The 22,210-nt window shown below is 42.5% G+C and carries 23 protein-coding genes; 7 read left to right on the forward strand and 16 right to left on the reverse strand.

Annotated features, from left to right (window positions below):
• The first annotated feature begins 153 nt into the window (after window positions 1-153).
• On the forward strand, window positions 154-1,500 hold the full coding sequence (locus DC094_RS00235; RefSeq protein ID WP_116685105.1) for a cache domain-containing protein: 1,347 nt from the start codon (window positions 154-156) through the stop codon (window positions 1,498-1,500).
• A gap of 61 nt (window positions 1,501-1,561) precedes the next feature.
• Here DC094_RS00235 and DC094_RS00240 read toward each other — a convergent pair whose 3' ends face one another.
• Window positions 1,562-1,870, reverse strand: coding sequence for an MGMT family protein (locus DC094_RS00240; protein ID WP_116685106.1), 309 nt, complete (start codon window positions 1,868-1,870; stop codon window positions 1,562-1,564).
• Between the two features lie 156 nt (window positions 1,871-2,026).
• Between DC094_RS00240 and DC094_RS00245 the strand changes: the two genes are divergently transcribed.
• Window positions 2,027-2,662 carry a response regulator transcription factor gene (locus tag DC094_RS00245; protein ID WP_116685107.1) on the forward strand — a complete coding sequence of 212 codons (636 nt, stop codon included), beginning with the start codon at window positions 2,027-2,029 and terminating at the stop codon, window positions 2,660-2,662.
• 34 nt (window positions 2,663-2,696) lie between these two features.
• On the opposite strand, the gene DC094_RS00250 is transcribed toward DC094_RS00245, so the two are convergent.
• The 3 genes from DC094_RS00250 to DC094_RS00265 form a co-directional block, all read right to left on the reverse strand.
• Window positions 2,697-3,227, reverse strand: a complete 531-nt coding sequence (locus DC094_RS00250; protein WP_116686137.1) for a phosphatidylglycerophosphatase A family protein — start codon at window positions 3,225-3,227, stop codon at window positions 2,697-2,699.
• Between the two features lie 85 nt (window positions 3,228-3,312).
• Window positions 3,313-4,284, reverse strand: coding sequence for a thiamine-phosphate kinase (gene thiL / locus DC094_RS00255; protein WP_116685108.1), 972 nt, complete (start codon window positions 4,282-4,284; stop codon window positions 3,313-3,315).
• Window positions 4,285-4,934: 650 nt separating this feature from the next.
• Window positions 4,935-5,129: a hypothetical protein gene (locus DC094_RS00265; protein ID WP_133245416.1), complete on the reverse strand. Its 195-nt coding sequence runs from the start codon at window positions 5,127-5,129 to the stop codon at window positions 4,935-4,937.
• A gap of 190 nt (window positions 5,130-5,319) precedes the next feature.
• Between DC094_RS00265 and DC094_RS00270 the strand changes: the two genes are divergently transcribed.
• The 3 genes from DC094_RS00270 (at window position 5,320) to DC094_RS00275 (ending at window position 7,673) form a co-directional block, all read left to right on the forward strand.
• Entirely contained in the window at window positions 5,320-6,765 is a 1,446-nt protein-coding gene (locus DC094_RS00270) for a winged helix-turn-helix domain-containing protein (protein WP_116685111.1), read from the forward strand.
• Between the two features lie 139 nt (window positions 6,766-6,904).
• Complete coding sequence (locus DC094_RS21970; RefSeq protein ID WP_158527182.1) at window positions 6,905-7,072, forward strand: hypothetical protein; 168 nt, start codon at window positions 6,905-6,907, stop codon at window positions 7,070-7,072.
• Window positions 7,073-7,085: 13 nt separating this feature from the next.
• Window positions 7,086-7,673: a disulfide bond formation protein B gene (locus tag DC094_RS00275; RefSeq protein ID WP_158527183.1), complete on the forward strand. Its 588-nt coding sequence runs from the start codon at window positions 7,086-7,088 to the stop codon at window positions 7,671-7,673.
• Window positions 7,674-7,812: 139 nt separating this feature from the next.
• Here the strand turns inward: DC094_RS00275 and DC094_RS00280 are convergent, their stop codons facing one another.
• Window positions 7,813-8,157, reverse strand: coding sequence for a hypothetical protein (locus DC094_RS00280; RefSeq protein WP_116685113.1), 345 nt, complete (start codon window positions 8,155-8,157; stop codon window positions 7,813-7,815).
• Between the two features lie 405 nt (window positions 8,158-8,562).
• Here DC094_RS00280 and DC094_RS00285 point away from each other — a divergent pair, with 405 nt between their 5' ends.
• Window positions 8,563-9,618 carry a transposase gene (locus DC094_RS00285; protein ID WP_116685114.1) on the forward strand — a complete coding sequence of 352 codons (1,056 nt, stop codon included), beginning with the start codon at window positions 8,563-8,565 and terminating at the stop codon, window positions 9,616-9,618.
• Between the two features lie 471 nt (window positions 9,619-10,089).
• On the opposite strand, the gene DC094_RS00290 is transcribed toward DC094_RS00285, so the two are convergent.
• A complete protein-coding gene (locus DC094_RS00290) occupies window positions 10,090-11,232 on the reverse strand; it encodes a site-2 protease family protein (protein WP_116685115.1) in 1,143 nt (380 codons plus the stop codon).
• 703 nt (window positions 11,233-11,935) lie between these two features.
• On the opposite strand from DC094_RS00290, the gene tnpC reads away from it, so the two are divergent.
• Window positions 11,936-13,378, forward strand: a complete 1,443-nt coding sequence (gene tnpC / locus DC094_RS00295) for an IS66 family transposase (protein WP_116685116.1) — start codon at window positions 11,936-11,938, stop codon at window positions 13,376-13,378.
• Here tnpC and DC094_RS00300 read toward each other — a convergent pair.
• The 10 genes from DC094_RS00300 to ribD form a co-directional block, all read right to left on the reverse strand.
• Window positions 13,347-13,592, reverse strand: coding sequence for a hypothetical protein (locus DC094_RS00300; RefSeq protein WP_206605538.1), 246 nt, complete (start codon window positions 13,590-13,592; stop codon window positions 13,347-13,349). The two genes, tnpC and DC094_RS00300, sit on opposite strands and share 32 nt — an antisense overlap.
• Before the next feature lie 244 nt (window positions 13,593-13,836).
• Window positions 13,837-15,129, reverse strand: a complete 1,293-nt coding sequence (locus DC094_RS00305; RefSeq protein ID WP_116685117.1) for an SNIPE associated domain-containing protein — start codon at window positions 15,127-15,129, stop codon at window positions 13,837-13,839.
• A gap of 41 nt (window positions 15,130-15,170) precedes the next feature.
• Window positions 15,171-15,368, reverse strand: a complete 198-nt coding sequence (locus DC094_RS00310) for a hypothetical protein (RefSeq protein ID WP_116685118.1) — start codon at window positions 15,366-15,368, stop codon at window positions 15,171-15,173.
• A gap of 4 nt (window positions 15,369-15,372) precedes the next feature.
• A complete protein-coding gene (locus DC094_RS00315; protein WP_116685119.1) occupies window positions 15,373-15,771 on the reverse strand; it encodes a hypothetical protein in 399 nt (132 codons plus the stop codon).
• Window positions 15,772-16,236: 465 nt separating this feature from the next.
• Entirely contained in the window at window positions 16,237-17,640 is a 1,404-nt protein-coding gene (locus tag DC094_RS00320; protein ID WP_116685120.1) for an APC family permease, read from the reverse strand.
• Window positions 17,641-18,011: 371 nt separating this feature from the next.
• A complete protein-coding gene (gene nusB, locus DC094_RS00325) occupies window positions 18,012-18,443 on the reverse strand; it encodes a transcription antitermination factor NusB (RefSeq protein WP_116685121.1) in 432 nt (143 codons plus the stop codon).
• Window position 18,444: 1 nt separating this feature from the next.
• Window positions 18,445-18,918, reverse strand: coding sequence for a 6,7-dimethyl-8-ribityllumazine synthase (gene ribH / locus DC094_RS00330; RefSeq protein ID WP_116685122.1), 474 nt, complete (start codon window positions 18,916-18,918; stop codon window positions 18,445-18,447).
• 117 nt (window positions 18,919-19,035) lie between these two features.
• On the reverse strand, window positions 19,036-20,172 hold the full coding sequence (gene ribBA, locus DC094_RS00335) for a bifunctional 3,4-dihydroxy-2-butanone-4-phosphate synthase/GTP cyclohydrolase II (RefSeq protein ID WP_116686138.1): 1,137 nt from the start codon (window positions 20,170-20,172) through the stop codon (window positions 19,036-19,038).
• A gap of 155 nt (window positions 20,173-20,327) precedes the next feature.
• Window positions 20,328-21,017: a riboflavin synthase gene (locus DC094_RS00340; RefSeq protein ID WP_116685123.1), complete on the reverse strand. Its 690-nt coding sequence runs from the start codon at window positions 21,015-21,017 to the stop codon at window positions 20,328-20,330.
• A gap of 29 nt (window positions 21,018-21,046) precedes the next feature.
• Window positions 21,047-22,138, reverse strand: coding sequence for a bifunctional diaminohydroxyphosphoribosylaminopyrimidine deaminase/5-amino-6-(5-phosphoribosylamino)uracil reductase RibD (gene ribD / locus DC094_RS00345; protein ID WP_206605539.1), 1,092 nt, complete (start codon window positions 22,136-22,138; stop codon window positions 21,047-21,049).
• Window positions 22,139-22,210 lie beyond the last annotated feature (72 nt).

Consider the following 22,210-nt stretch of genomic DNA (forward strand, 5'->3'; position numbering starts at 1 on the left):
TTTATGCTCGCATCCTTTCCTCCAAACCCTCTTCTCTGTCAGTTTTTTTCCGGCCATTCGCGCAAATACAATCAGCAATAGTTGAACGAATATCCACTTTTTGCTGAACAGCAACTATTTTTAATTAATCAGCTGCCCTGATTGGCTATCACCATGTCTTTAAAATCTAAAATACTGCTACTTACACTATTACCTATGCTTTTGTTTTCTTTAAGCATTACATTATTTAGTCGCGATCAATCGAACCAACTATCCCAAATAGAAATTCAAACAATTGAAGAAAGCCTACTCCGGTCACGAGAGCGTGAGCTCCGCCATTACACCGAAATAGCACGGGCGCTCCTACTACCACTAGCTAAAGACAGTACCCCTGACTCACTTTCTCAGCAACGCGCTATTTATCTATTAAATAGCTTAAGTTACGGAGACGATGGCTACTTCTTTGCTTACGCTGAAAGCGACTCCAAAAAACTTCTAACAGCACCCGTAAATTCTGATAACAATCAACAAATAGATCAAATAAATCCTAAAGCAGCCGACATCATTAGCAGGCTCATGCAACTAGCCAAAACTGGCGGTGGCTATCATCGATATTTATGGGAGAAACCATCTAGCTTAGAAATTGAAGATAAGCTCAGCTACGTTGAGCTTTTTGAGCCTTGGGGCTGGACGTTCGGTACTGGTTTATATCTTGACGATGTCAGTCGAGAACTGACTAAAATTCGTAGTGTTGTGAAAAAAAACATCCGAAATACTTTTTTCACTATGTTGGCCATGAGCTTGGCAGCCATGATGGTTGTATTTCTACTGGGGTTAGCAGTGAATTTACATGAGCATCATTTAGCAGATAAAAAATTACAACGCTTAGCTTACAAATCAATTCAATTTCAAATTACTGAGCGACGCCGATTTGCTCGAGAATTACATGACGGCATTAACCAAACAATGGTTTCGATTCGCTATCAATTAGAAAAAATACAAAGTGAAGCCAATCAAAAACAAAAAAATGAAATTGAAAAGCCTTTAGAGCGGCTGACTTCGGTGATTCGCGATGTAAGAAAAATATCTCACGATCTTCGGCCCATCGTACTTGACGATTTAGGGCTAGCACCGGCAGTCAAAAACTTGGTGGAAGAGTTTTCTGAACGTACCGGTGCTCATACAGAACTATCAATCGAGCTCGCCGGGAAAAAACTTTATGAAGAGTTGGAAATTACCATTTATCGCGTAGTTCAGGAGGCGCTAGGCAATATTTCAAACCATGCCGATGCCAGCCATGTAAAAATGAGCCTGATTATACAAGATGACATGGCAACACTTAAATTGCGAGATAATGGCTGTGGTTTTACCCTAGAAAAGAAACAAAACGGCATTGGCTTGCGCAATATGAAAGAGCGTGTTGAGTTGCTAGGCGGTCAGTTTAGCTTACAGTCTTCTCCTAATGCTGGCACTTTGATAATAGCCACGCTGCCTCTCAGCCTAAAAGATAATATCTCTTAAAAAGCCTAGAACATGTTAAGCATTCAAAGATCAGCTGCTTGATAATTTTAAATCGATCCAGCTAGCGCCCCCAGCCATATTGCTTGAGTGAAATACGACCATTATTAACTGAAATACCTTCATCTTGGAGGCGTTTCTTTTGCCGTAAAAAAGCTTCACTGTCCAATGGACGGGAAATTTTCCCTTGACCGTTAATCACTCGATGCCAAGGAATACTACTTCCTTGGGGGAGTTGCGCCAGCAGTCGACCAACTTGCCTTGCATATCCAGGAAAGCCTGCCAAACCAGCAATCACGCCATAGCTTGAGACTCTTCCATGGGGGATGTCGCTAATTGTTAACAACACTGCTTGGTGAAACTCTTCAGTCATGATGAATATCTATTGATGATGTCTGTAGAGCGCAATCATAACAAGTTCACTTTATGACAAGAACCCCGTCGCATTTATAGACAAAGCCCGATTGAATGGGCTACGGCAACAGAAATAGTTTGCTAAGCTACAACAACTACTTATTCTGACAACCCTATGACTAAAATATTATTGGTTGATGATCACCCACTAGTTCGCGATGGAATACGAGCTCGCCTTGAAGCCAATCCTGGACTGGAAGTTATTGGTGAAGCAGAAAATGGACTAAAAGCACTCGAACTAGCTGAAGAAATTCGCCCAGATTTAGTACTGATGGATATTAGTATGCCGGTAATGAATGGCTTAGAAGCAACAAAGGAATTTCGTCAAAGATTTCCTGATATCAAAGTACTGATACTAAGCATGCACGACCACAAAGAATATATTCTCAAAATTTTACAGGCCGGCGCTTCTGGCTATTTATTGAAAGAAGTCTCTTCCACTGAAATGATTCAAGCGATTGAAACTGTTTGCCGCGGCGGTAGTTATTTTAGTCCAGGTGCATCAGATAGCTTATTTAATCACTTCGACCCTTCTTCTAATCAGAACGCAGAACTTCTAACGCCGCGAGAGAAAACTGTTTTAGCTAATTTATCCGAAGGGAAAACCAATAAAGAAATTGCACGAAAATTGAATATTAGCGTGCGCACAGTTGAAACCCATCGGCAAAATATAAAATCCAAACTTGGCATTCAAACTGCTGCAGGCTTAACTCGATACGCAATCGAGAACAATCTTGTTGATCTGGATTAGCAATAATTACTAATCCATAAATTAATAATACCCCCTAGATCAACCAAAATAGCAAATGCATTACTAAGCAGGAAAACACGCCCGCTAGAATATCATCCAGCATAATCCCCAAGCCACCATGAACCTTTTGATCTAACCATTTAATTGGCCATGGTTTGAAAATATCGAATATTCTAAAAACAATAAAACCGCCGACAATCGATTGCCAAGAAAACGGCAAGGCAAACATAGTAATCAAGTAACCGGCAAACTCATCCCATACAATACCACCATGGTCATGAACACCAATGTCACTTGATGTTTTACCGCAAATCCAAACACCCACCAGACATATCAGCAAAGTGATTACTGCGTATGCCCATAGCGAAAGCGGGCTCATCAACAAGAACAATGGCACCGCTGCTAGCGTGCCAAAAGTTCCTGGCGCTACCGGCGCTGCACCAGAACCAAAACCAAATGCTAAAAAGTGAACCGGGTTTTTCCAGATTGAATCTGGCGTTTGCTTATTGGTTTTTTTATTCGGTTTATCGTTTGATGTTGTTTCTGGTTTAGTCGGTTGTGACATGTTTTGATCTTGCATACCGGTATTCGCCATTCCTTTATTAAAACATTATATTTCGAGTCATTATTAAAATAAAAAACCAAATATTTTATTTTGAAAAATGCTCAAAACCTTTTAATTGTAACGCCACAGCTTGGCCATTTTTCAACCACTCGATATGAGGGGTAACCTCATGGCTGGCTAATTGCCGCATTTTTCCTATCACCTGCACTTGAGGAAACTGCCGCTGTACAGCTGCTAGCTCTGACGCATTCAAAGTGAAACACAGTTGGTAGTCATCACCGCCAGCCAATTGCTTTTGATATGCTTGCTGTTGGGTCAGATTTTTCGGCAAATGTTCACCAGAAAAATGCTCTAAATCGACTTCCGCGACTACTTTACTAGCACGGCAAATATGGGCAAGATCACTCGCCAAACCATCCGAAAGATCCAAGCAAGCATGCCCTGCAGCACGTTCTGACAAATACTGACCAAGCTGCAATTGAGGGTTAGGATATTCTAGGCATTTAATAAATGGTTTGGCTTGCTTGATATCAGTCACTAGTGGTTTCAGCAGCATATCCAAACCACAAGCCGCTTCACCCAAGCGATCACTAATACAAATTAAATCGCCCGCCAACGCATTGCTACGACGCAAAGCTTTTCCTGGTTCAATTAAGCCTGCGACTTGCACCGTAATACTTAACGGGCCAGAAGTAGTATCTCCGCCAATCAAGGCAATACCGCTTTGCTTGGCCAGCTCAGCAAAGCCTCGGCAAAACTCAGCTAACCATAACTCATCAGCGTCGGGAAGACTCAACGCCAGTGAACACCAAACCGGTTGAGCGCCCATCGCGGCGAGATCTGATAGATTTACTGCTAGCGCTTTATGACCAATCGAGTGTGCAGGACTACAAGCTAGAAAGTGAACATCAAGGTTCAGGGTGTCCATCGAAAGGGCCAATTGCTTACCAGCGGGTGGCTGCCATAACGCGCAATCATCACCGATTCCCAGTTCAAGTCCTTCACATTGGCCGGTTACCCGACTTAAATATTTCTCAATTAATGAAAACTCTGCCATAGCTACCAGACACAAATTCTGCAACAGGCGCTACTTTAACAGGGTTGCCAGATTGTTGTCAGAATTCCGAGCCATGGTCTGTAGATCCCACTGTTCACCAATATAATCAATCATCGCTTAACATAGACGGGTAAATAATTATTACTGGTATACACCATATAGATGTCACACACAGGTCGCTTCCATATCTGGCAAAATGCGCACTAACTCACCCGAAGTCAGCTCCTTATTAAACCATTAGTCAGGCATAAGAAAAATACCAAAACCCGCCGCTGCAGCGCGAAAAAGAATGTCCGGATCAAAGCCCTAGATTTTTGGTTCGATCGTAATCAACCTCGTCTGCACCCCACTCTCGTGGTGCAACTCCAGATCATTTCAACCCCGATAGCCCAACATATCGTGCTTGATCAAATCTTCAGAGTACCTTGGCATTCCTTTTTGTTCGATATATTCAGGCGTTGTAGAAAATATCATATCGACACCCTTAGGCCTTTTTGCTATCCGCGAAAAATCCTTTAGATCACCAAAACGGAAGGCCACATCAACTGAGTCTTCATAAAAAAACATGCGAAGAATAGTTATCATTTTCTGTCAGGAAATCGAGCCGACCCCCGAATGCTTTCTTAAAAAGGGGTATAACAAAGGTGAAATTACTTCATTAATAAAACAAATAGCTGCTGCAATCGAACCCCCCCCTCCATTTCATGAATATCATCTTTGATTTCGGAAGATAGTTCTTCCTGCTCATAAATTCTGTCACGACTCTTTTTCAAGGTGTTAGATTCGACGTGCCAGAATGCCAGCTGGCACAATGAATCAACGAGAGGCTGCGCTAAAGCTGCCATTAGCATTCTCTAATCAAATTGTCACAGAGAAGAAACAAATCGCCATATCGTAATTTTCATTTGACCGTTACTCCGTTCAATCGTTGACCCCTGTTAAGTTCTAGCATGATAAAGATGACAGATACTTGCTGCTTTAAAGCAAAGCCATTAGCCTTGCAAATGCCAGAACTTATCCGTTGCCAGATATCTTATGACACAGCACTTCCAGATTGGTGAAAATACTGACTGCTTGTTTTTCCCACAGCAGCATCAGCTACAAGTGTCTGGTGAACAACATCATCTAGAGCCTTTGCAATCCCGCTTACTATTGTTTTTTATTCAACACAATGGCCAAGTGATTAGTGCCGAGCAAATTGCTGATGAAGTTTGGCAACGCAACCAAGTCTCTGAAAATCTAGTTCGCCAAGCAATTAGCCATCTTAGAGCCAGCTTGAATGATCAAAAACGCCCCTTCTCAATCATTAAAACCATTCCCAAACAGGGTTATCTATTTGATCTACCAGTGACTGAACATTCGCTGGATAGCAACCAACAGCAACCACTAGTAGTGCAATCTACACCAGCCACTACTCAATCTGAAAAGCCTGAGATTACTACAACGACTACCCCAGCTAACCGCTTAAACACGGGGCTGTTGCTATTGTTGATTAGCTTAATGATCGTCGCAGTCGCCTTGTTTGGCTATGAAATCTCGCGACCAACAGAGCAGGCTGAATATGGCAATTCTGAACAACGACAAGTCCCCTTGGTACTACATGATGTTGTTCTAGATCGAGCAGAAGATTTTCAGGTCGCTCGAAGCGTCTACGAATACTTGTTCTTTGGTTTAAATTCTTCAAAGCAGCTGATTAATTATCGCCATTCACAGCTGGACCCTAAATCGGTTCCTGAACTTGAGCCAACCGCGGTGCAACTAAGAAGTTGGATCAAGCGTGATGACCACGGGTACCTAGTCAAATTAATATTGCAGCAACCAGACAAAAGCAAACCACCGATCGAGCTAACCAGCCACTTTTCTGAAGATGATTTTTTTGATGCGATTGGTGATTTAATTCTTGAAGTCAAAACTCGGCTCAATGTCGCCAGCGACGATTATGATATTGCCCGGCATAAAATTACCTCAATTAACAAACTGCAAGATTGGAATATTTTGGCACGTGGCATTTCTAATTTTTACCAGGGAAAAGGCCAACAAGCTTTGGGTAATTATGCTGCCGAGCTGCAAGGGCTTAAGCAGCAAGGCCGCGACTATTATCTGCTCGATGCAATGGACTCCTATTTGGCATCCATGCGCTTTCTGGATTCTGGTAATCCACAAGATCAACAGCAAGCGCTCGATCAGGCTGCCAGCGCCTTTGAAAAAAATCCTCGTTGCACCATTGCCAATGCAACGCTCGGCCTGGCTTTATTACTAGACCATCGAAGCGAACAAGCCTATCCCCATTTGTTTTATGCCGCAGAAAGCTCACCCAACCCACTAAACTTTTACCTGCTGAGTGTTGCCGACCAACAATCAAATAATCCCCGCGGTGCTGAATACTACTACCATCGCTTCTCCGCCCTAAAAAAGAGCGCTGGCGGCGAACTTTTTAATCTAAACCTTCGCCTACAAAAACCAAACAACGACCATAAATAATTGATTTTCGGCGTTAGTTGTTTGAATTTAATATCTAACTCTTTCTTTCTGCCTTGCATCATTCGAGATACCTCTTTTTAGGTGTCAAATGGTTTCCAGATTCTCGACCCACTCATTTTCAATCGATCTGGAGGCCTGTATGAATACGCTGGTCTATGCGTTTATGACACTGGTTTGTTGGTGGCTGATTCGTCAACCACAAAAGCAGGAGCGCTCTTGGCGCTGGATGCTGATCTCTTTAATTACTTTGGTTGGCTACATCGTTGCTTACTTCTGGAAGCACCCAATGCTGTATGGCCCACTTTAAGGAGGCGATTATCATGATTAAAATTTCTGAAAACCATTTTTACAATGTCATCGCCCTTGCCATTTTGGTGTTAGGCGGCGGTGTATTTACCGCAACATTTGTCGAGCAACTGTTTTTAGGCGACATGCCTTGTGCCAGCTGCCTAATTACTCGCCAATTAATTTTATTGGTTACCATGGTTGCTTGCATGGTATTGCGCTACGGCCCTCAGCCGAAGTTTGTCGGCCTGCTATTAATTATTGCAGTAATCGATATGTATGTTGGCTTGCGCCACTCAACCTTCCACTGGTTCGCCTACGAAGGCACTGAAGGTCGCATCATGGGCATTCATATGTATGTTTGGGGCATTTTTATGCAGATGGGCGTCATCACCATGATCGGTGTATTACTGACTGCCTTGCCAAAAGTATTTGATTTTTGCGCACTAGTACCAGCTGCAGGCCGAGCACTTAACTGGCTACAAAAAAGCGCACTCTGGCTGACGCTACTGCTGGTTGTTGCCAACCTAGTACTGTCATTTGCACTGGTTGGCCCACCACCACTGAAAGCACCATGGCCACCGGTTTATTGGGGCTGGTTAGAAACCGGTTGGAACTGGTAGGTTATAAAAAAGCAATATACACAAAAGCCGATGACTGAAAAGTCATCGGCTTTTTAAATAGCAAATAAGTTGCATATATACCGCAAGATCGAGCTGAAAATCCATTTCCAGGTAAGCTCAATCACAGCAATGAATAGCATTATTTATATTTGATATACAGATCACACTTGCTGAATGGAAGCATTGAATACTCTCCCCGCGTGACAACATAAGATTTAAATTCATTATTTTCCATGAATTTATTCATCTTCTCCCTTGCATATACTAGTACACCACCATCACAGTTTGCTGTACCACCAACATAAACTCTCAGTTGATGTAGATCTAAGTCCTTATTATATTCAATCTTATTATCGTAATCAGAATATGTACCGAGCGCATTATCATTCGCTTGGGCAACCGCTGTATTCTTTATGTTGTAATGAGTTGATGACGCACATGCGCTAAGTGTCATCAAAAGTAAAACTAGGACTGTCTTTTTCATTATGCATACCTATTTCATCTTATTTTCTCTGCCGAAGAACATTCATTACGGCAATCTCACACACAGCAAGCCAATTGGTCCGCTGTGATTTTTCTGCCGGATAGTATACAACCAAAGCGTCATACATCAACTGACAACTGCTTGTATGCTTAACATACAAAGCCTGCCTACAAAACCTGCCATACAAAACTTGCCATATACAAAACCTGCCATGCCATACAAAACCTGCCAGGCATAATTTAAGTTATGCTTGGGCTCTTCCATTAATTCTTTTCATTTCACACTACAAAACCTGCCAGGCATAATTTAAGTTATGCCTGGGCTCTTCCATTAATTCTTTTCATTTCACACAAGTGCTTAACGGGATTATTGTATTTAAATCCAATAGCGTAGGTTTGCAGTGCTATGACCGGTCATAACTTTAGCTTCCAATCTTCTTCTGCCCACTCCAAAAGCGATACCGTCGAAATTGCTCGGGTTGGCCCACGGCGTGCAAATATGAATACCAAGCACTGCCATTGGTTTCACTGCCTTAGCAGGGTATGTCGTAAAGCGTGGTTATGTGGCGTAGACCCGGATACCGGTGAAAGCTTTGAACACCGCCGTGACTGGGTTGTAAAACGACTGGCATTATTAGCCGATGCATTTTCAATTGAAATTGCCAGTTATGCCGTCATGAGTAATCACTACCATCTGGTATTATGTGTCAATCTGGAAAAAGCCAACAGCTGGCAAGGCGATGAAGTACTTCACCGTTGGTGCAAGGTGTATAAAGGCCCAGAAATTGTCCAGCGCTATTTAGCTGGCGATAATTTAATGCCATCTGAAATGAAATATGTCGAAAGTTTTGTTGAAGAATATCGAACGAGACTAATCGATCTTAGCTGGTTTATGCGCAGCCTAAATGAACCTTTGGCAAGAATGGCCAATGCCGAAGATGAATGTACAGGGCACTTCTGGGAAGGTCGTTTTAAAGCGCAAGCACTGCTAGACCAACAAGCTATTTTAACCTGCATGGCCTATGTCGATTTAAACCCGCTACGGGCTGGTATCGCAAAAACACCTGAGCAGTCTGAATATACTTCGATTCATCAACGAATCCAGCGGCAATGTAAATCGAAAAACAAATCAAATTATAAAGCTTGCATCAAACCAAAATTAAAGCCATTTCATAGCAAAGATCCCCTACAAGAAAAAATCCCATTTTCTTATAAAGATTATCTCGATCTAGTTGATCGAACAGCTCGTATTATCCGTCAAGGCAAAGCGTCAATCGATCCAACGCTACCGCCAATTATTGACCGGCTTGACATTGATAAACATGGCTGGGTACAAACCATGTGCCGTGGTGGCAACAAGTTCCACTGTGTAGTTGGAACTCAAAGTTCCTTAAATAGGTATGCTGAGCTTATTAAACAGTTTTGGGTTAATGGCCCTGGAGATCACCCGCTATTTAAATAATTGAAAAGCTCAAAGAGCTAACTAGCTAAATGCTGATCATACCTCTAGTAGCAAACTACAAAAAAAATCATATTTAGTTTATTTTTTTCTTTTAATTTCTCTTCAAACTTATGTTTTTATGATACAAATTTCAGTTTTTTGACTTGAAAATGTTTCTTGACCGCTTGCTTTTTTTACTAAAAGCCTATTCTTGAATGAAATATATACGAACGCCTTTAAAGACTTTTCGAGCATCATGTAATTGATAAGTTCTGCTAAGAATAAAGAAAATTATGCCTGGCAGATAAAAGACTCCTGAAAGCACCATGGCCCCCCGTTTATTGGGGCTGGTTAGAAACCGGTTGGAACTGGTAGGTTATAAAAAAGCAATATACACAAAAGCCGATGACTGAAAAGTCATCGGATTTTTCATGAATTTATTATGGATACGAACCCTGATCTATATTGTTTTTCTAATGCATGCCAAGCATTCTAACTTTGTAATATTTTCAGCGGCAACGACAGCAGCTGATCACCACTGTCAGCGGTCAACCAAATGATCGCCATAAACCCTGCCACGGTTAGCACATACCAAACTGCTGAAAAAATTTGGCCGTAAGTATCCAATGGCAATAAATGACTTTGATGACGGCGCTTCCATTCCATGACAATTTCGATTGAGCCAATTGCCAACAAAAAACCGAATAGCGTGAGGCCAAAGTAATAACAAATCACAACACCCAGTGCTGCCCCGCCGATACAAAACAGCAAGCCAGCCAAGCTATTCATAGAAAAGCTAATACTTTTAATTACATGGCCACCATCAAGGGGCAGAATTGGCAGCATGTTAAATAAATTAAGCAGCGCACTTAATGAAGCTAACGCAGCAAAAAATACGTTGCCTGTCACCCAGTATCCAATTAAGCATGCTAAAGACATGATCAAACCAAAGGTTGGCCCCATAATTGAAATAACAATATCTTGCCAGCGAGTATTAATTTTTTCATCGGTCAGCGCCGCGCCACCAACGAATGGAATCAAATAAAAGCCCTTGGTTTTCATACCAAAATATTTCATTGCCCTGACATGGCCATACTCATGCACCACCAAACAAGCAATTAGAGCTAAAGCAAATTGGAATGAAAACAGCCATGAATAAGCAGCTAAACTTGCGCCCGCCAGCACCACCTTAATTACTTTGGCACTTTTTAATAGCTTAAAACCTAAAGAAGCCAACCCCATCAAGCCGGGCTTACGCACTTCCTTCACTGTCTCTACCGGCTGCTGTTTTTCAATATCTTGAGTGTTTCTTTCGCCTTGCAATTGCTCTTGGCCATCAACCAGCAATTGGTAGCTCACGGTAAATGGCTGCCACTGCAAATTAATGTTTAGTTTTACCTGGATGGTTTGAGGCGTTGCAGTATTTTTGCCAGAAGATGGTTCTGCTTCAAGCTCACTTTGCAGCGGCTCATTCGCCACAGACAGCTCGAACTCATGGCTAAACTCACCTTCATATTCAGTACTGGCGGTTCGTTGTGAGACACATTGATTGTCCCAAAAAAGCTGCTGCCACCCTGCCATTGAGGCTTCTAATCTTAGTTTTTTACCTAAACACTCTATATTCAGTAGTTCCATCTTACTCACACTCAATTCTGATAAATTTCATATTGGTCTATTTACAACAATGGCATTCAAATAGTCATTGGTTGATGACGGATGCAAAGCTGAGAGAAACATGACAAAAGCACTTGCTTTGTCAGCTCGCTTTGGGCCGATCTTACTGCCGGCGCACCTACAGGCATTGACCGCTCTACTAGCCATCAGCAATGCTGATGGCCACTTTACGTGCTCAGCATACCGGCCACAAGGTTCTATTTAAGATGTGGAACTAGATACACCGATCAAATGATGTTTAGTTTAATTTGAATTTAAATGGGAAGTTTTCAGAACGCTGTATCTTGATTACCTACCTAACAAATCGAGGAATCTTGCTTTTTAAAATATTTATAAGCCCATTGTCCATATAATCATAATTATCAGGAATATCAAGACAAACTACGCATTGATTTTTTATTTGATCTCGGAATTTTTTCTTTAGTTGTAACCATTCAGCACAATTTAATATAAAAATCGCTTGACAGGTTTTTTTGATATTTTCCCGAATTTAAGCACCTCTTTCAGAATACCACTTAAACGCCGCATTAAACTGCTATTAACACACCTGATTATCAATGTTTTTTGCTCAGAATAGCGCATCAGCATTCCGCTTCTAAAAAGTCGCCACAGTAAGCCTCAGAGACAAAAAAACCACCCTGAAAACCTGTGCGATAATAACCGCATGGACTCAATCGAAATTAATAAAACCATCGCTGAAACCGAGCGATTGTTAGCCAAAAGCAAAAGCTTACCGCCCGAACTGGTGGCGATGGTTCGTATGCTGATGCTCGTCGTTAAGATATTGCTTGATAGCAAAGGGCTAAACAGCAAAAACTCCAGCATTCCGCCATCGGCAGATCCTAATCGAGAAAAGAAATCGCGCGCCAAAAGCAATAAAAACCCAGGCGGGCAGCCTGGCCATAAAGGCAGTAATTTATCACCGGTGAAAGACCCAGATGAAGTGCTGGATATTACGATTGATCGTAGCCAATTGCCGAAAGGAAAATACCGTGTTGTTGGCAGTGAAAGCCGCCAAGTAGTTGATGTTCGTATTACCCGATATGTCACCGAATATCGGGCGCAGATTCTACAAGACGAGCAGGGTAACCAGTTTGTTGCTGAGTTTCCGCAAGGGGTCACTCGGCCAATACAATATGGCAATGAGTTTAAAGCCAACGCGGTTTATATGTCGAGCTACCAGCTGATTCCTTATGAACGGACTCAAAAGCACTTCGCTGAGATATTGGATGCGCCAATCAGCACCGGTAGCCTTGCCAATTTTAATCAGGAAGCTTTTCATCGACTGAAGCCATTTGCTCAGTTAGTACCGGCTATTTTGCGTGCTGGAGATTTGATTCATGCCGATGAAACCGGCGTCAATATCAATGGTAAACGAAAGTGGCTACATGTCGCGAGCAATGACCGCTGGACGTGGATTGAAGCGCATGAATCAAGAGGTATCGAGGCAATGGAAGCGATCGACATCTTGCCTAAATTTACCGGTTTATTGGTACACGATCACTGGAAAAGCTACTACCGATTTGTGCTGTGCTTGCATGTATTGTGTAACGCCCATCATGTACGTGAATTGGCGCGAGCCCATGAGCAAGATGGCCAGCAGTGGGCCAAGGCAATGGAAGATCTGCTTTATGAAATGAATACAGCAGTCAATGAGGCGGGGGGTGAGTTGGATGAAAAGCAGTGTCAAAAATGGGTGAAGCGATATCGAAAAATATTAAAAGCAGGTGATCGGGAATGTCCGGCACCTGAGCCAAAAAAAGCGGATAAAAAAGGTCAATTAAAACGAGGGAAATTAGCACGAAGTAAATCGAGAAATTTATTAGAACGGCTGCGGGATTTTGAAGCAGACGTGCTGCGGTTTATGAGTAATACCCGAGCACCGTTTACCAATAATCAGGGTGAACGGGACTTCCGTATGAGCAAGGTTCAGCAGAAGATATCAGGCTGCTTCCGCTCATGGGATGGCGTGAAAGCGTATTGCAGAATCCGGAGCTATATATCGACCTGCCAAAAACATGGGGTCGGTGTTGGGGAGGCTTTGTCGTTATTATTTGCGGGTAAATGGCCGGACTTTATTCAGAAGAAATTGGATCGGTTGGTGTGACATGCTGAATGGTTACCTTTAGTTTATTCTTGTGTGCTTGCTCCATCACAAAAATGTAGTCTGCCCAGTCAATATCTTCTGTACTAACATAAATTTCCGCACCCGAATTCAATCCCGCAGATCGAACATCCCAACCTTCCACATCGCAAAAAACTGATTCCGCAGTTGGACTTCTCAATTTATTTTTGCTGCAAAGAAATAGTATGTTTTTCATTTGTTCATCCGATACAAAATGTTACATTGAATAAGAAAGACTTATCTTGCTCGGCTTTGCTGCTTGGCGCCCTTCTAACTATCCCATGCTACATACCAGCCAAAAACATTCATATTAAGTAAACTGGCATAAACAAACACCAGCTTACTCTCAATCTATCTTTTGTATGGCACGAATTCTTTGACTAAGAATTCTAAAGTTACGATAAACTTGAAAAAAATTCGATTGACGACCTATTTTTCTGTTACGCAACTGAAGTTTTTATGCCTTGCAAACAACGAGATTCGTAATAATCTTCAGCAAGAGCTGTCATTTTAAATTCAGTGTCTACCCCTGCTATACGCTCCACTGCTTTTTTAATTGAATGCAGGTCTGTTCTAAAAAATTCTTTCCTCAAGTTAACCGCATTTACTCGTGATTGCGTAAATTCTCTATGCAATGCAGATTCTAATGCTGGCGCATCTTCAACATAAATCATTGCATGAACATCAAATGAAAAAGGTACACTGGCACCACCTAGCTCCTTAACCCGATCCATTGGTTCTAGTCGCCGAGTTAACCCGATTTTGTAAACATCATCACCAAAGGACCCTACATTACTAATTACATAGACATGACCTTTTCTAGTCTGTTCTGCCATGCTTTTCGCTCTTTCTTCCTTCGCTTCTGCGTCAGCTAGCTGCTGCTCTAGATCTGCAATACGTTGCTCTGCAACAATCCTTCCTTCATCAGATACTTTGCTTAGTTCTTCTCGTGCTTTCTCAAGCATATGGCGATACATTTTTTCTTCTTTTTCTGCTTGAAGGATTGCTCTTTCATATTCTTTTATCGCTTTTTGTTCCTCTCTAATTTGCTCTCTAATAAGACGCTGCTCATCTTGCTCTTCTTGTTTTTTCAGCGTGTATTGATATTGGAGCTTACATTCTTCATATTTCAGCTTTACATATTCAATATTAAAACCGCAATGGAGCGTTACTGCCGAACTTTCTAAAGAATTTGCTATTTTTTCAATTCGCTCAAGAGTTCTTGCAAAGCTACCTGGACTCACCTTCCCAATCAAAAAGTCACATTCTATATTGAATGAATTAAGCATCAGCTTAACTTGACCATCAAGGATTTTTTTATTGTACGACTTATCAGACATTACAATAGTTGATATTGGGTATTTAATGGCTTCTTTGTCTTTAATAAGATTTTTCTGTTTTTGACGAACCCTTTTTATTTCTTCCGAGAATCTAGCTGATGTTTCATGCAAATACTCTGGCATTTCGAAAAAACCATTCGCGACGTACTCATTCATTCTTGAATAAAGGTCAATACTCCCAACAAGCTTATGCAATTGATTGTCTTTATTTGCTATATCTTCACTTCTACGTCGTATTTCACCTTCAATAGATTTTAGAATCGTCTCGTTTTCTTTTACCTTGGAAAGCAACTCCTCTGCATTAGACTTTAATAATTGCAGCGATCTTGTTTCGATATTTGTTTTTGACAATTCCTCTTTGGAATTGATTACTTCAGATCTTATTTTAGACAATTCAGATTTAAGTGTCTCTTGACGCCCCTTGACTTCATCACTTAATTCAGAAAATAATTTTTTTCTTGATTAATGGAATGTTCTATTTTAGACAAGGTTGTCTTTGATTCAGAAATTGCATCAGATATGGATTTATAACTTTCTAGCTGGCGATCAAACTTTCTTTTTGTTAAAAAATAAGTTAGGGTAATCGAAACAACGATTGCAGCTGCAACTACCAGTATTATATTAACATCCATAGGTTTACCTTAACTCCAAATTTACGAACTCATTTCGAAGGCTCTCTCTACCCTCACACCTTTTTTCATAAGCAGCCTTGGCATTTTCAATCGTTTTCTTAAACCTTTTTCTTTCCTCTATAATTTGGGATTTTTCTCTAGCAACCTGAGCTTTTTCATTAGCAATTCGCGCCTTCTCTCTAGCCGTTTGTTCTTTTTCATGTGCAAGAATTTTGGCTTTTTCTTTAGCAGCCACCTCCTTATCTTTCTGACGAGTTTGCTTATCATGCTCACGTTGCTTCTTAGCTCTTTCTCTCTCCCCTTGCTTATGCCTCCGCTCTGCCTCCCTAGCCGCTTGCTTTTGTGCTCTATCAATGGCTTTGACGACTTTTATTACCGTTCTAAACCCACTTCCTCTAGCCATATTTTCTCCATTAATTCAATAGCAACTAGAACAGCTCTCACCTTTATTTTAGATATAACAGAAGTCAATTTATTTTATGTAATATCTATATCTACAACATCATCTAACCCAATTAGCTTAAATCATCAAGTATGTCGGCTTATTGCATCGTATTATGCGATACAACAGCTTATGCAAAACTATTATTTCATAGCACCACAAAAACATGACATCCAAACCCCACTTTGACTAGCAAGCAACAATTTCTTCACCGTTCGAAAACAAGTTATAACTCACTACCAAACATGTCAATTGACAGAGGTGTCATTACCTACTTATTAAGAAAAACACTATAAATTAAACATAAAAAACCTCGACCATTTCTGATCGAGGTTTTTTTAAATCCCACCGATAATTGCAGCTAAATTCAGTCAGTCCGCGCTTATTCAGCAACCCGAACTTCTGCGAAGCTTGGCAACTATTCTGTTATTTTCCTATAGAAACAGCACCTTGATTCAAAATCAATCGATTCAATTCTTGTTTGGTGTGGTGAACTACCTGCAAATCATAAAACCGGTAAAAGCAGTAACCCATAACAGCCCACAGCAATACAATAATCGCTGACGGCATCGACAATGTACTGCTCAGCCCCGGCACCAATAGCAGAACTAAAAACATCATCGAGGCGATTGAACCAAATACTGCTGGCAAGAAGACCTTGCTATGTTCAGCCTTATACAGCTTATAAGCCGACAAGCTTGCATATAAATAGCCGACAGAGGCGCCAACGCTGGAAGTACCAACAATCCAGCCCAATACGTTTCTACCAAACCACGGCGCAATTAATGAGATGCCTAAAATAAATAAGATCGCATTTTTAGGTGTTTGATATTTCGAATCTAATACACCGAAGAATTCCGGCAGGATTTTTCCACGAGACATTGCAAACAACAGTCTGCTGGCTGCCATGTAAAAACCGTTAATTCCACCAACAATTGCCGACAGCAGTGCAAGTACCAGCGCCCACAAACCAATTTTTCCGAAATAATATTCAACGGTATGGCCGGTTGCCCATGCAATTTTGCCACTAGTAATTTCTTCCAGCGTCACCCCGAAACTGGTAAAAAACAGAATCGAACAATAAATCATTGCACCAATGAAAATTGAGAATATCGCTAGCCTAGAAGCTTCCTTCGCGTCAAAATCCAGTTCTTCGGCAACTTGTGGAATACAGTCAAAGCCGACATAAAGCATCGGCGCGATGGCCAGCACTCTTAAAATATTCGACAGCTCAATATTTTGCCCATCAAGGAAAGTCGCAGTAAATGGATTATCTAGACCCGTTTTTGCAATGATCAAGCTTAAAAACAGAAAGACTATGCCGACCAACATCAGAACCATGATATTTTGAAAGTTGGACGCTAGCTTTATCCCTTTTATATTGATCCAGGCAAAAAGGCATAGTGCAAAGATCGCCAGCGCAACTTCGCCCAAATAAATACTCGAGCCCGCTATCGTATACAAATAGCCAACTTTCAATAGACTAGGCATAACAAATTTGGCAACAAAAGCCAGCCCTGTGGCGTTAAACGGAATTAAACTGACATAGGCCAAGGTCAAAAACCAGCCACACACTAGCGCATGCTTCCAGCCAAATGCATCGTAGGTAAATGCATATTCACCACCGGCCACTGGAAACTTTTTCAATAAATAGCCGTAGTTTTTTTCCACACCAACAATAATCACACCACCAATCAAAATGGCAATAATCGAATTCAACATACCGGCACTCAAAAACATACTTCCGGGCAAGACAAATGCACCTGTACCAATAATTGCTCCGACAGCCAAAGATAATATATCGAACTTTTTAATTTCTTTTTTCAACATCGAATGTAAGCACCCATTTTTATAAAGACATCACACCAAGAAAAGCGACAACACATCACCAACGTTTAATCACTTTTTGTTATATGTTCTGCTCGGCACGCAGCTGGGACTTTACCATAACCTTTGTAGTTACATGGATATAGGCGTGCAGCCGACCCTGACCAATATCAGTTTTTAAAATGAATTTAATGACAATACAGTTTTAATTTTATTGTTTTAAATATCACGATGGCTATACCTCCGCTCGCTCTAGTCACAAAACAACAAAAAATCAGAACAAAAAAAATCCCCAACCATTTCTGATCGGGGATTTTTTTTGATTTGTTTTTAAAGCAAATCGAACACTGCAGCTAAACCAAGCGGATTAATGCTTATTCAGCAGGCCGAGCCTCGTTTGGACGAAGTTTGGCAGCAGTTTTATCTAAAATGCTGTTAACAAACTTATTGGAGTCATCAGCGCCAAAAGCGTTAGTTAAATCCAAAGCTTCGTTAATCGCAACGGCTACTGGCACATCAACCCGTACTGACAACTCATAAGTTGCCAAACGTAAGATAGACAGCTCAACGGGGGTGATTTCTTTCAGCGGACGGCTGGAGAATTCACTAAAAATAGCGTCTAACTGTTCAGCAGTACTGGCGGCACGGCAAAACAACTCTTTAAAATAATCCGAGTCGGTGCGTTTGAAATCATTGTCTGCCAAAAACTGGCCTTCAATGCCAACAATGCTATGACCGGTCATTTGCCATTGGTAAAGCGCTTGTACAGCCAATTTACGGGCTTTACGTCTTGCTGCAGGATTCATCTTAAACTCTTTCTAACAAATTAATCATTTCCAAAGCGGTCATGGCTGCTTCCGCACCCTTGTTACCAGCTTTAGTACCGGCACGCTCAATCGCCTGCTCGATAGAATCAGTAGTTAACACACCGAAGATTACCGGTACGCCAGTTTTCAAGCTAACCTGGCCCATACCTTTAGCAGCTTCACCTGCTACGAAATCAAAGTGCGCGGTACCACCACGAATTACTGCGCCTAAAGTGACTACCGCAGCGTATTCGCCGCTTTCTGCCAATTTTTGCGCCGCCAGAGGCATTTCATATGCGCCTGGTACTTTTATAACAACGATTTGCTCATCTTTAACGCCTTGACGACGCAGCGCATCAATAGCACCCGACTGCAGACTGTCAACGATGAAGCTATTAAAACGGGCAACCAGCAAGGCAATTTTTTTACCTGTAGGCTGAATGAAGTCGCCCTCAATTACTTGGATATTGCTCATTATCTATTCCTGGTTAACGTATTCTGATTAACGCATTTTTACTGCGTCTGGTTGCCGAGATAAAACCAGCGCGGTACGCCTACCGCTACCGGTTATATCTCCGTCCAGCCTTGAAGGTTACTTATCAGACGATCCTTCGTAGGCAATATATTCTTCAATCTGCAGATCAAAACCTGATAAGGCACTGAATTTTTTCGGCGCACTTAACAGCTTCATTCTGTGAACCCCCAAATCGGCCAAGATTTGCGATCCTGCACCCACGGTTTTATAACCCTGGATTTTTTTATTGTTGGCATCATGTGGCTTGGCTGCCAAGTCTAGCTGAGCGACTTTTTCCATCAACTCATCTGCTGACTCTTGCTTGCCCAGCACCACCACCACGCCTTCGCCTTGTTCGCCCACATAGCGAATTGCTTCTTGCAATGGCCAACCGCCATTAACACGCTCGCCACCGAGTAAATCTTCAATCACTTCCGGTACGTGCACCCGAACTGGCACAGCTTTTTCCGGATCCAGCTGACCTTTAACCAATGCAAAGTGCACGTGGTCATCGATGCTGTCGCGGTATGGAATCAGATCAAAATCGCCCCAGCGAGTTTCCATTTTGCGCGTTGGTTGGCGCTCAATAGTTTGCTCATGGCGATTACGATAATGAATCAGATCGGCAATAGTACCAATTTTCAAACCATGCTTTTTGGCAAATATTTCCAGATCCGGCCGGCGCGCCATAGTGCCATCTTCGTTGAGAATTTCAACGATCACAGCCGCAGGCGTTCTTCCTGCCAGACGAGCCAGATCACAACCGGCTTCTGTGTGCCCTGCGCGGGACAAAACACCACCTGGCTGAGCACTTAATGGAAAGATATGTCCAGGCTGAACAATATCGCTGGCCACTGCATCGGGTTTAACCGCTGCTTGCACAGTTACCGCACGGTCCGCTGCTGAAATACCGGTTGTCACCCCTTCAGCTGCTTCAATAGAAACGGTGAAGTTGGTCGAATATTGAGAGTAATTGTCCTGCACCATTAGTGGCAGTTGCAGCTTTTTACAGTGTTCGCGGGTCAAGGTCAGACAGATCAGACCTCGGCCATGGGTCGCCATAAAGTTAATGTCTTCAGGACGAACGGATTCGGCGGCCATTAACAGGTCACCTTCGTTCTCCCGATCTTCGTCATCCATTACGATGACCATTTTCCCCTGGCGAATGTCCTCGATTATTTCTTCTGTGGTGTTCAGACCTTGCTGCTCTGCCATCATATCTACTCGTCTTGGACTGTTATCTTCAAACTGGTTTTACTAAAAGCTGTGTTGGATAGAACGCTTACCCAAACACATCACTTAACCAAATTGAGTAAATCAGATGGTGCTAAACCCTATCTAACCTACTCACTATTACTGGTTTGCTCGGATTAGCCGAGAAAACCGCATTTGGCCAAATGTTCCAGTGATAAACCAGTGGCTGCTGATGTGTCGCCATTCTCGTCATTATCATCAGTGGTTGTATTGCGCTGAAGCAATCGCTCCAGATAACGCGCCAACAAATCAACTTCTAGGTTGATGCTGTCACCGGCTTTTAACCACTGAAGGGTTGTTCTTTGAAGCGTGTGCGGCACCAGATTGAGCTCAAAGTCATCACCGATCAATTTATTGACCGTCAAACTGACACCATCAATCGTGATTGAGCCTTTGCGGGCAATGTAGTGCGCCAAACTTTTTGGAGGACGGATTAAAAATCTTTCGCTGCGCCCGGAAGTATAACGCTTAAGTAATTGGCCGATGCCGTCGACATGGCCACTCACCAAGTGACCGCCCAAGCGGGTGGTTGGTGTTAGCGCTTTTTCCAGATTAACCGAATCACCAGAGTTGAGTTTGCCTAATGTAGTCAAACTCAAGGTTTCGCCTGAAACATCGGCTTCGAAACCTTTCCCTTGTGAGGGTAATTTTGTGGCGGTTAAACAAACGCCATTGACTGCAATCGAATCACCCAATTGAACATCGGACAGATCAAGACTGGCTGAATCTACTGAGACAACAAAATCTTCACCCTTTGGGGTAACTGCGCGGATTTTACCTATCGCTTCAACAATTCCGGTAAACATCTTCTATCCTGATTCAACTTTAAGCTCGGCTATAAAACCGTTGCAGTAATTCGCCAATCTTTGCCGATGGCGCGAATATCCTGAATTTGCAGATCAATAGCATCGGCCATTTGCTGTAATTCAGGTAAATCAAATAAACCTCTGGCAGTATTTCCCATTAATTTGGCTGCCATATAAACCACCAGCTCATCAACCAATCCTGCTTTAAGCAAACTCGCAGCTAAAACCGGACCTGCTTCAACATGAATCTGGTTAATTTCTCGCTGCCCCAGCAAATCCATCAATCGAATTAAATCGACCCGTTGTGAATTTTGCTGTGGCAACTGAACCACTTCAGCCTGCGGATGTTCGCCTTTAATTGCTGAAGCGATTAATACCTGACCATTCGATTCAAAAATGCGTGCCTGATGCGGCGTTTGCAATTTAGAATCAACAATCACTCGCAAAGGTTGGCGGTGTAATTCAGGCAGCTGAAATGCGCCTTCATCTCGAACATCCAGCTTTGGATCATCTGCCAGCAAAGTGCCGGTTGCGGTTAAAATAGCGTCAGCTTCAGCGCGCATTCGCTGCACATCGGCCCTAGCGGCAGCGGAGGTAATCCACTTGCTTTGGCCATTATCCATGGCGGTACGACCATCTAGACTCATTGCCAATTTCAGGCGAATCCACGGCCGACCTTTTTCCATTCGAGATAGAAATCCAACATTCAAGGCGCGCGCCGCTGCTTGTTGCACGCCAGATGTGGTGATGATGCCTTGATTTTGCAAGTAGCCAAGGCCTTTACCTGCAACCTGTGGGTTAGGATCTTGCATCGCTGCAACCACTCGAACCACTTTGGCCTTAGCCAATGCTTGGCAACAAGGGCCTGTTCGCCCATGGTGAGAACACGGCTCAAGTGTTACATAGGCGGTGGCACCTTCAGTTGCATTGCCTTGTGCTTTGGCATCGGCCAGCGCATTGATTTCGGCGTGGGGTTGGCCTGCCTGATGATGCCAGCCCTGGCCAATCACTTGATCATCTTTCACCAATACACAGCCCACCCGAGGGTTAGGGTGTGTGGTAAAGCGGCCTTTTTCAGCCAGCTGTAAAGCTAGGCTCATCCAGCGATCATCAGCGATCATTTACTTCTCTCATCACTACGCTTTAAAAATAACCAGCTGCAGATATCAATCGTCATGAGTCGATTAAAAAAC

It is taken from the genome of Pelagibaculum spongiae (genome assembly GCF_003097315.1).
GTDB classification, from domain to species: domain Bacteria; phylum Pseudomonadota; class Gammaproteobacteria; order Enterobacterales; family Pelagibaculaceae; genus Pelagibaculum; species Pelagibaculum spongiae.